Origin of the sequence: Aeromonas sp. WP2-W18-CRE-05, from assembly GCF_014168615.1 — a bacterium.
Lineage (GTDB): Bacteria > Pseudomonadota > Gammaproteobacteria > Enterobacterales > Aeromonadaceae > Aeromonas > Aeromonas caviae.
Genome location: NZ_AP021924.1, coordinates 1 through 8,415 on the forward strand (window position 1 = coordinate 1; position 8,415 = coordinate 8,415).

The 8,415-nt window shown below is 56.6% G+C and carries 12 protein-coding genes; 9 read left to right on the forward strand and 3 right to left on the reverse strand.

Annotation, left to right across the window (positions count from 1 at the left end):
• The first annotated feature begins 79 nt into the window (after nucleotides 1-79).
• Both H7R73_RS23955 and mbeA read left to right on the forward strand, forming a co-directional pair.
• A complete protein-coding gene (locus tag H7R73_RS23955) occupies nucleotides 80-424 on the forward strand; it encodes a MobC family plasmid mobilization relaxosome protein (RefSeq protein ID WP_032623643.1) in 345 nt (114 codons plus the stop codon).
• Nucleotides 414-1,913: a plasmid mobilization relaxase MbeA gene (gene mbeA, locus H7R73_RS24615; RefSeq protein ID WP_442859284.1), complete on the forward strand. Its 1,500-nt coding sequence runs from the start codon at nucleotides 414-416 to the stop codon at nucleotides 1,911-1,913. Before H7R73_RS23955 ends, mbeA begins: the two co-directional genes overlap by 11 nt.
• Before the next feature lie 378 nt (nucleotides 1,914-2,291).
• Here the strand turns inward: mbeA and H7R73_RS23975 are convergent, their stop codons facing one another.
• Entirely contained in the window at nucleotides 2,292-2,735 is a 444-nt protein-coding gene (locus H7R73_RS23975; RefSeq protein WP_064183953.1) for a ribbon-helix-helix protein, CopG family, read from the reverse strand.
• Between the two features lie 322 nt (nucleotides 2,736-3,057).
• Here H7R73_RS23975 and H7R73_RS23980 point away from each other — a divergent pair, with 322 nt between their 5' ends.
• Genes H7R73_RS23980 through H7R73_RS23995 form a run of 4 tightly spaced genes read left to right on the forward strand, consistent with a single transcriptional unit; the run spans nucleotide 3,058 to nucleotide 5,336 of the window.
• Nucleotides 3,058-4,479 (forward strand): IS66-like element ISKpn15 family transposase, encoded by a 1,422-nt coding sequence (locus tag H7R73_RS23980; RefSeq protein WP_043155065.1) that lies wholly within the window; start codon nucleotides 3,058-3,060, stop codon nucleotides 4,477-4,479.
• A complete protein-coding gene (locus H7R73_RS23985) occupies nucleotides 4,480-4,887 on the forward strand; it encodes an MbeB family mobilization protein (RefSeq protein WP_182951818.1) in 408 nt (135 codons plus the stop codon). It abuts the gene before it with no gap.
• Between the two features lie 3 nt (nucleotides 4,888-4,890).
• Nucleotides 4,891-5,124: an MbeD/MobD family mobilization/exclusion protein gene (locus H7R73_RS23990; RefSeq protein ID WP_113740815.1), complete on the forward strand. Its 234-nt coding sequence runs from the start codon at nucleotides 4,891-4,893 to the stop codon at nucleotides 5,122-5,124.
• 35 nt (nucleotides 5,125-5,159) lie between these two features.
• Nucleotides 5,160-5,336: a hypothetical protein gene (locus H7R73_RS23995; protein ID WP_182951816.1), complete on the forward strand. Its 177-nt coding sequence runs from the start codon at nucleotides 5,160-5,162 to the stop codon at nucleotides 5,334-5,336.
• 70 nt (nucleotides 5,337-5,406) lie between these two features.
• On the opposite strand, the gene H7R73_RS24000 is transcribed toward H7R73_RS23995, so the two are convergent.
• On the reverse strand, nucleotides 5,407-5,835 hold the full coding sequence (locus H7R73_RS24000) for a ProQ/FINO family protein (protein WP_128318468.1): 429 nt from the start codon (nucleotides 5,833-5,835) through the stop codon (nucleotides 5,407-5,409).
• Nucleotides 5,836-5,975: 140 nt separating this feature from the next.
• Between H7R73_RS24000 and H7R73_RS24005 the strand changes: the two genes are divergently transcribed.
• The 3 genes from H7R73_RS24005 (at nucleotide 5,976) to H7R73_RS24015 (ending at nucleotide 7,803) form a co-directional block, all read left to right on the forward strand.
• The gene (locus H7R73_RS24005) at nucleotides 5,976-6,227 is read left to right on the forward strand and encodes a DUF4160 domain-containing protein (protein WP_128318469.1); all 252 of its coding nucleotides are present in this window, start codon (nucleotides 5,976-5,978) and stop codon (nucleotides 6,225-6,227) included.
• On the forward strand, nucleotides 6,211-6,633 hold the full coding sequence (locus tag H7R73_RS24010) for a DUF2442 domain-containing protein (protein WP_128318470.1): 423 nt from the start codon (nucleotides 6,211-6,213) through the stop codon (nucleotides 6,631-6,633). Before H7R73_RS24005 ends, H7R73_RS24010 begins: the two co-directional genes overlap by 17 nt.
• A gap of 159 nt (nucleotides 6,634-6,792) precedes the next feature.
• Nucleotides 6,793-7,803 carry a replication initiation protein gene (locus H7R73_RS24015; protein WP_128318464.1) on the forward strand — a complete coding sequence of 337 codons (1,011 nt, stop codon included), beginning with the start codon at nucleotides 6,793-6,795 and terminating at the stop codon, nucleotides 7,801-7,803.
• A 151-nt stretch (nucleotides 7,804-7,954) separates the two neighbouring features.
• On the opposite strand, the gene H7R73_RS24020 is transcribed toward H7R73_RS24015, so the two are convergent.
• Nucleotides 7,955-8,245, reverse strand: a complete 291-nt coding sequence (locus H7R73_RS24020) for a hypothetical protein (protein ID WP_128318465.1) — start codon at nucleotides 8,243-8,245, stop codon at nucleotides 7,955-7,957.
• Nucleotides 8,246-8,415 lie beyond the last annotated feature (170 nt).

An 8,415-nucleotide genomic window follows, 5' to 3' on the forward strand; every position in this document is an offset into this window, starting at 1 on the left:
GACGCGCCTGCGGCTTGTCCAACACCGCGCCGACCGGGAAAGGCTTTCCCGCCCGTCCCGGCGTTATCAGGAGGCCGGTTTGTCAGAGAAACGGAACAAGATGCTCACCATGTGGGTGACGGAGGACGAGCACCGGCGGCTGCTTGAGCGCTGTGACGGCAGGCAGCTGGCGGCGTGGATGCGGCAGACCTGCCTGGACGAAAAGCCTGCGCGCACCGGAAAGCTCCCCTCAATCTCGCCGGCGCTGCTGCGCCAGCTTGCCGGCATGGGCAATAACCTGAACCAGATAGCCCGCCGTGTTAACGCCGGCGGCGGCACCGGCCATGACAGGGTGCAGATTGTGGCGGCGCTGATGGCCATCGATGCCGGGCTTGAGCGGCTGCGGCACGCCGTTCTTGAGAAAGGAACGGACGATGATCGTTAAATTTCATCCACGCGGTCGCGGCGGTGGCGCCGGGCCGGTGGACTATCTGCTGGGTAAAGATCGGCAGCGTGAAGGCGCCAGCGTCCTGCAGGGGAAGCCAGAAGAAGTCCGGGAGCTGATTGACGCGTCGCCTTACGTGAAGAAATACACCTCCGGCGTCCTGTCGTTTGCGGAGGCCGATCTGCCTCCCGGCCAGCGGGAAAAACTGATGGCCAGCTTCGAGCGGGTTCTGATGCCCGGACTTGATAAAGATCAGTACAGCATTCTGTGGGTGGAGCACGAGGACAAGGGGCGTCTGGAGCTGAACTTTCTGATCCCCAATACCGAGCTGCTGACCGGCAGGCGGCTCCAGCCGTACTACGACCGCGCCGACCGGCCGCGTATCGATGCCTGGCAGACCATCGTGAACGGCAGACTGGGGCTGCACGACCCGAACGCACCGGAAAACCGCCGGGCGCTGATCACGCCGTCCGGGCTGCCGAAAACGACGCAGGAGGCCGCAGAAGCCATCACGCGCGGACTGCTGACCCTTGCTTCGTCCGGGGAGCTGAAAACCCGTCAGTACGTCACTGAGGCGCTGGAACGGTCAGGTTTTGAGGTGGTGCGCACCACGAAAAGCAGTATCAGCATTGCCGACCCGGACGGGGGGCGAAACATCCGACTGAAGGGAGCCATCTATGAGCAGTCTTTTAACGCTGGCGAAGGACTTAGAGCAGCAATCGAAAGCGCAGAAGCAGAGTACCGGCGAGATGCTGAAAGCCGCATTCAGCGAGCACGAGCAGTCTGTCAGAGCGGAACTGAGCGCAAGCGCGAGGAGAATCAGCGACGCCATCCTCGCACACGAGCAGAGTATGAGCGAGGCGATGGAGAAAAACCGGCTGAGCGTACTGCGGACTGCCGGGCGGACATGGCTCACCATCCTGATGGTGTCAGCGCTACTGATCGGCACGAGCGGGAGCATTCTGTGGTGGCAGGGGCAGCAGATAACCGACAATTACACGCATCTTCGTCAGCAGGAAGATACCCTGGCGAAAATGACCGCCCGGACGTGGGGAGTGCGCTATCAGGAGAGCAGCGACGGCCGGAGGTTTCTTATCCTGCCGCCGGGGATGCAAACCGAAGCCATCCCTTACGACGGGACGACATGGATCCGCCTGAAACAGGAGTAGCGGAAAATGACAGAGCTGGAAAAGCAGTTGCTGAGAGCATTAGAGCAGCTACAGCAGGACTACTCGCAAAGGCTGGACGAATGGGAGAGCGCCTTCGCGGAATGGCGGAGCATGTGTGGTCTTATGCAACGGGAGAACGCGGTGCTGAACGAGCGCGTGTCGGACTTGAGCACGCAGGTGCTGAGTTTAAGCGAGCAGCTGCGCCGCTTGTCCGGGAGCTGAGTACGGTAGAACAGCGGCAGCGGGAGCATGAGTATCAGAAAAGCCTGGAGTTGCAGCGCCAGCCGCAGAAAACCTACAAAGGACCGACGCTGGGCTGACGGATGCCGTCCCGTGACAAACCCCAAGAAGAAGGGCTGCGAAATTCCCCGCTAAATACGTCGTGATGCAAAGATCACGGCCTATACCAGGGGGAATTATGAAACTGCTTAAGGTTATTGAAGCTGTACTTAACTGCCTGCATCTGGCGGCAGAACTGTGGGAGTGGCTGGAGAAGCATTTGCCGGTTTTCGGGGCCTTCACGCTGTTTTTGGGCTGAATCCTGCCGTCATTCACCTGGCTGCATGGCTATGCAGTTGGGTAAAATTTATCTGTCGCGATCGGGGTGGTTTACCGGGTGGGTTGTTGTTGGTTTTGGCTGACTGCCGCCCCGTTCGTGGCGAAGCTGTCCGGGGCGGTGCGGGCAATGAGTGCTTATGTTAAATCAGTTCTTTTTCCATCAGGTACTGTAGTGCAGCTAAAAGATAAGATGAGTTGAAGGTTATATCTTGATAGCTAGATGTACTCATACTTCCTGTCTTTTTATACTCTTCAAAGAAATTATTCACATACATGGGTTCTAGCCTGCGCGTATTCCCTTTCGAATTTATGACATAGAGTTTTCCGTTATCACTAAACATCGTGAACTCAGTTTTTCTGGCCTCAGTTATTAGTTTTTTTTCATTTTTAAATTCTTCAATGAGGACCTCATAGAACGGTTTTGAGGTGTTCAGGATGATCTCTTTTTTTTCATGTATGTTTTCTATGTTATTCAAATACATAGATATTGATTCTCGTATCAAGAATGAGCGTTTTTTACCAGTTTTATCTACAGCATCATCTAGTCTTTTTAGTAACTCGTCTGGAAGTGATACAGCAATCATGAACAGCCCTCTAAATTTATAATCTAATTAACTAATCTAAATTTATATAAAAATAGAGCGGCCGTCAATAGTCGAGATTTCATTTTCTAATCAGTTGCATGTTCTGATTAGTTCGTAGGTACGTGCAAGGGATGTTATGGTAAAAGACGGTAAAGCCGGATGCTTGTGCAATAGCGCCCTTCTACTCAAGATGGCGGTTTTTTTACGGTCGTGATTTCGTAAGTATTCACCGGAACAGTATTGACACAGGAAAAATGAGACGATCGTCTCTTGATCCCACTTTCCTGCTTGCTTGATCCTGCTCCTTAGATACGCTCCCCCCATGAGCAAAAACACCATGCATTCCGCGGGAATGCCCACCACTCTGGAGCAGGCCAACGAGCTGATTTATAAGCTCCTCGACCGCATCGCCGAGCTGGAGGACCGCCTCAATCAGCACAGCGGCAACTCCTCCAAGCCGCCTTCCAGCGACGGCCCCGGTGCACCGCCGCCGGCCCGCAAGCGTCCGGCGTCCGGCAAGCAACGGGGGGCGCAGCCCGGTCACAAGGGACATCGCCGCGAGCGGCATCCGCTTGATGCCCGCCTGACCCTGGTCCCGCATTACCCTGCCGCCGATTGCGCTTGCTGTGGCGGGGACATGGTGGCCCATGCCAAACCCTATCAGGTTCATCAGGTGTTCGAGCTGCCCGAGGTGAGCTATCTCGTCACCGAACACCAACTGTATCGTGCGACCTGCTCACGGTGTATCGGCACGACCCAGGCCGCACTGCCAGACAACGTCAGCAGCAGCCAGATGGGGGCCAATCTGCTCAGCTACATCGCGCTGCAAAGCGGCCAGTTTCACCAGAGCGTCAGCCAGATACAGCAGCAGCTCAAACAGCATTTCGGCCTGAGTTTTAGCCGGGGCGCCATCAGTGAGGCGCAGGGGCGGGTGAGTGCCATGCTCACCCCGACCTACCAGGCCATCAAGCAGCAGGTGCAGACGGCCACCCACGTTCATGCCGATGAGACCCGGCATCAGCGGGGTGGAGAGCGCCGCTGGATGTGGCTGGCGCTGAGCAAGATAGCCGTCTGCTTCATGACGGCCTATGGCCGTGGTCAGGAGGCGGCCAAGCGGCTGCTGGGCGCCGAGTTTGACGGGGTGCTGGTGACCGACCAGTACGCCGGCTACCGGTTTATCGACGCCGACCAGCGGCAACTGTGCTGGGCCCACGTGGCCCGCAATCTCGCGGCCATCGCCGAGAGTAGCGAGCAGTGCAACCAGCCCATCGGTGCCCGGTTGGTCTTGCTGGCGGATGCGGTGTTTCGTACCCGGCACCGTTGGGAAAGCGGTGCGTTGAGCAAGCAGAAATACCTGCGCAGGCTCGCGCGTTACCGGCAAAGCTGGCGAAGCCAGTTGGAGCGCGGCGCCCTGTTGTGCAGCAAACGCTACCGTGGACGATGCCAGTTGCTGCTGCGGGATGACGAGATGCTGTGGCGGTTTATGACTGACGACGAAATAGCGCTGACCAACAACGAGGCGGAGCGGGCGCTGCGTGGCTATGTGCTCTGGCGCAAGGGTAGCTACGGCGTGTGGTCTCACCGGGGCGAGCTGTTTCGCCAGCGCATCCTGTCGTTGGTGGAGACCGGCAAGCGATTGGGCCGCTGCCCACAGGAGTGGTTGAGGGCCGTGGTCAGGGCGTGCATCGAGAAGACAGATTATCCCATCCCGGCAGAACTGATGCCGTCAACCCCGTCCTGGTGAATAGATACGACATCGAAGCAGCAAGCCGACGATATAGAGAGCAGTCTGAAGCCCGAGTTCGAGAAGCACGAGAAAGCTATCAAAAAGGCGTTGGACTCAAGCAGGCAGAGCATCAGCGACGCCATCCAAGACCAGCAGAAGCGGATCGGCTGGCTCCTGCTCAAGAGCTGGGGAGTGATGCTGATCTCGGCCTTACTGTTGCTGGTCGCGACGAGCGGGACGCTGTGGTATCAGGGGAACCTGATCGCCGAGCGGCAGGCCACCCTAGAGGAGTTAGCCAAGAAGGGGGGGAAATTGATCCTCAGCGACAGGTGCAAGGACGAGAACGGGAAGCACCGGTTTTGCATCAGGATGAACGTGGACGAAGGGAAGTTCGGGGACGACTACATGATACCAAAGGGCTACTAAACGATGACCGAGCTAGAACGGCACTTATTGAACGCGCTAGAGACCTTGCAGAGCGAGCAAGAGCAGCAATGGCGCAGCTTGCAAACAGCGTGCGACAGCTTGCTGGGGCTGTACGAGACGACGAAAAAAGAAAACGCGAGTTTGCAGGGAGAAGTGAGAGCCTTGCGCCAGCAGTGCGAGCACTTGAGCAAGCAGGTCAGCAGCTTGGCAACGCAGGTCGCCAGCTTGAAGGCGTGATCGCGCAGCAGACGGCGCAGACGCAGGAAGGTTTGTTGGACGAATACCAGCAGGCCCACGCAGAGCGGAACCTGTATTTCAATCGGAAGCATGAGCAGAAAGAGATCTCCGGCTTGCCGATAGACAAGGCCAGAGAGTACCTACAGGAAGGACTGGAGGGGCGGATAGAGCGGCAGCAGGCCCGCGAACGGGGGCGGGGCTTTGAGATGTAGCTGCCGCGCTGCGCTTGCCGACTCCCAAACGAAGCGCGACAGACTGCGCTAGTCGCTCTTGTTTGGGAGTTCATCGTTTGGGGCAGGATCTAGCCTCTTTGATGCGCGCCTTGATTTGTTTCATCGCGTTTTGGCGGTCTTGGTCGCTGATGGGGAATGTGTTGCCATCAATCCCCATTCGATGAGGAGCATTGGTGAGGGCTTTGAGGTACTCAAATCTACGGCAATACCAGCCAATGGCCTTCCCAATCTGAGTATCGGTGTAAGGCTCGTCCTGTTGCTTCAGGCTGGCGATGACAGGAGCTAGGATTCCGATTTTAAGTGGAGTGGGATGTTTGAGGTTGAATAGCTCGGGCCAGTGCGATTGTAGGCAAGGGAAAGCCGCTGGGATTTTTCTCTTCGTAGGTATCGCGGTGGACTGTTGTGCTGCTTGGGTTATCTCAGGCTGTGGTGGGGCCTTTTTAAGACTCAGTACTGTACGGGGCTTGGTGTTGTGCATGGACGTATACCTGCGGAAATGATGTTTGCAGGCAAGTTATCGAAACCCCCATCAGGATGCAAAAACAGTTGAACTATCGATAATGCACCCATTCGAGTGTATTATTGCGTTTATAGAAACCAAAACAGTTAGGTTGTTTGATGCCAACGGTGTTGATCATTGGTGGCTGGCGAGTGGTGATTTATCCAAACGACCATCGTCCGGCGCACGTACACGTGATTGGGGGCGGCTGCGAGGCGGTGTTTAATCTCTCGGGTGATCAAGGCGGGCCTGAGCTGCGGGAAAACTACGGATTTGATAGTAAAGCGCTGAAACGGATCTGGGCAGAGTTGCAAGGCAATCAAGCTCACCTGATAAGCCAATGGGAGGTGATCCATGGAACTAACCGATGAAATGATCGCACAAGCAAATAAACGCGGTTCTGAAGCGCGTAAGCGTAGTCCTGTTGCTACGAGCGTGCGTTATGACCGGAGGATTGGACGGGTCGTTATCGCCTTGTCTTCTGGTTTGGAACTGGCCTTTGCCCCTCATCTGGCACAGGGGTTGGAGGCCGCGAAGCCTAGCGACTTACAGGAGATCGAGATCTCTCCGTCAGGGTTGGGAGTGCACTTTCCGAGGTTGGATGCAGATCTCTACTTACCTTCCCTGCTGGAAGGGTTGTTGGGCTCTGAGAACTGGGCGGCATCCAAGATGGGGGCGAAGGGCGGCAAGGCAAAAACCCCCGCTAAAGTCGCAGCGGCGCGGGCCAACGGCGCTAAAGGTGGGCGTCCAAGAAAAAACGTGCCTGCGGCGGCCTGAGTGCGGTAACGTACTGCCTAGAAAAGACAAACCCCGAATCTCTGTTCATCGACTTGGCGGAAGAGCACAGAGAGTTCGGGGCCGTTCACGAAGAACAGAGAAAGCATATCACATGACTGACCTCACACAAGACTGCACCGCCAATAAGCGCGGTGACGGATGGTAAAACAAGCGATTCAAGCCGACGAATTCGTCGAACGGCTCCCCCTCCGCCCCTACTGCACCGACGATCCGGCGCAGGGTCTGCATATCCGCCCGCAGGCAACTGCGCTGGCCTTCCGTCACATTCAGCACAACCCACCGCCGCATGTCTCCTGCATTGTGTTTGATGTGGACAGAAAGCCCTATGAGCAGCGGCGAGAAGGGTATCAAGAGTGGCGAGAGCGTGGCTTGCCTGCGCCGCATTGGATCGCGATCAACCCCGAAAATGGCAATTACCACCTTGGCTATCTGCTGGCCGCGCCAGTGGCGCGTACCAATGCAGCCAGGTTAAAGCCACTGCGCTATCTAGCGGCTATAGAGCACGTGCTGGCGAAGAAGCTGGGCGCTGACATGGGGTATGTTGGGTTGATCACCAAAAACCCCGTACACAGCGATTGGTGGACGATATGGCATAACCATGTGCCCTATTCCCTCGACTATCTCGCGGAGTTCTGCCCAGATGCTGATTTAGCGGCCTACAACCGCCGTAGCGGTAAAGAGGCGAGCGGGCTGGGGCGTAACGTCACAGTGTTCGATAACGTGCGGGAATGGGGCTACTGCGCGGTGCGGGAGTATTGGCGGCCCAATGGCTATGAAGCATGGGCTGAGGCTGTCCGTGCCGCTTGTGAGAGCGCTAATGCGTTTGGACGCGAGCAAGGTGGCCCGTTGCCCCATAGTGAGATCAAGGCCACTGCCAAGAGCATCGCCCGTTGGATCTGGCGGCACCTTACCCCGACCTCGTTTGCGGATTACGTTGATCGGACACATACCACCGAGATCCAAGCGCGGAGAGGGGCTAAGGGCGGCAAGGTATCCAAGGGCGGGGGGAGACCGAGCAAGGCCGCTGATCTTCTGCCTGCGGTGTTAGAACTCAAGGCGCAGGGCTACAGTAACCGCGACATTGCCGAGGATTTAGGGATCGGTTCGGCAAGTGTTAGCCGCTATCTCTCCAAAATCTCGCCAGAGTGATCCAAAACAAGCCTATATCAGATAACAGCGCCCGAAGGGCGCTTCTTGTCTCTAGAGAATCATTCAAGAGAGAGGATCTTGGCGAGGGGGGTAACGGCGATCCCGTAGGGCTGTCCATCAGGCCATGTGTTCGGCCTGTGGGCAGTAGCTGTTATCCCCGGAGCTGTTTGTTCTCTGCTGTTCGTAGCGCCCGCAAGATCTCCCCGGCCTGTTCCGAGGTCAGTACCACCGCTGAACCCCCGTCTCTGATCGCCTGCATCTGGGCATCCAGTCCTTCCAATAGCCCTCTATTTATCGTCACAGTAACGTTATTTTCCTGCTGTTTTGCCCGGTAGGCAGCTTGTCGTTCTGCCCCTGTTTTGGCTGATCCGGTTTTGGGTCTACCCCGTCCGCGCTTGATGCCAAACATGTCTCCGGTTCCCTTATCTGCGTTGTCTTTCATCGTCCAAATTCCCGTCACAGTGACCATAAATATTATTTGTCACTGTGACACAAAAAGCATTCATCCGCACCCTCAAAATTCAACCCATGTTAAAGTCATAAGCCAGTATACACTCCGCTAGCGCTACGTGACTGGTTCAGGGCTGCGCCCCGAAACCCGCTAAAACCACT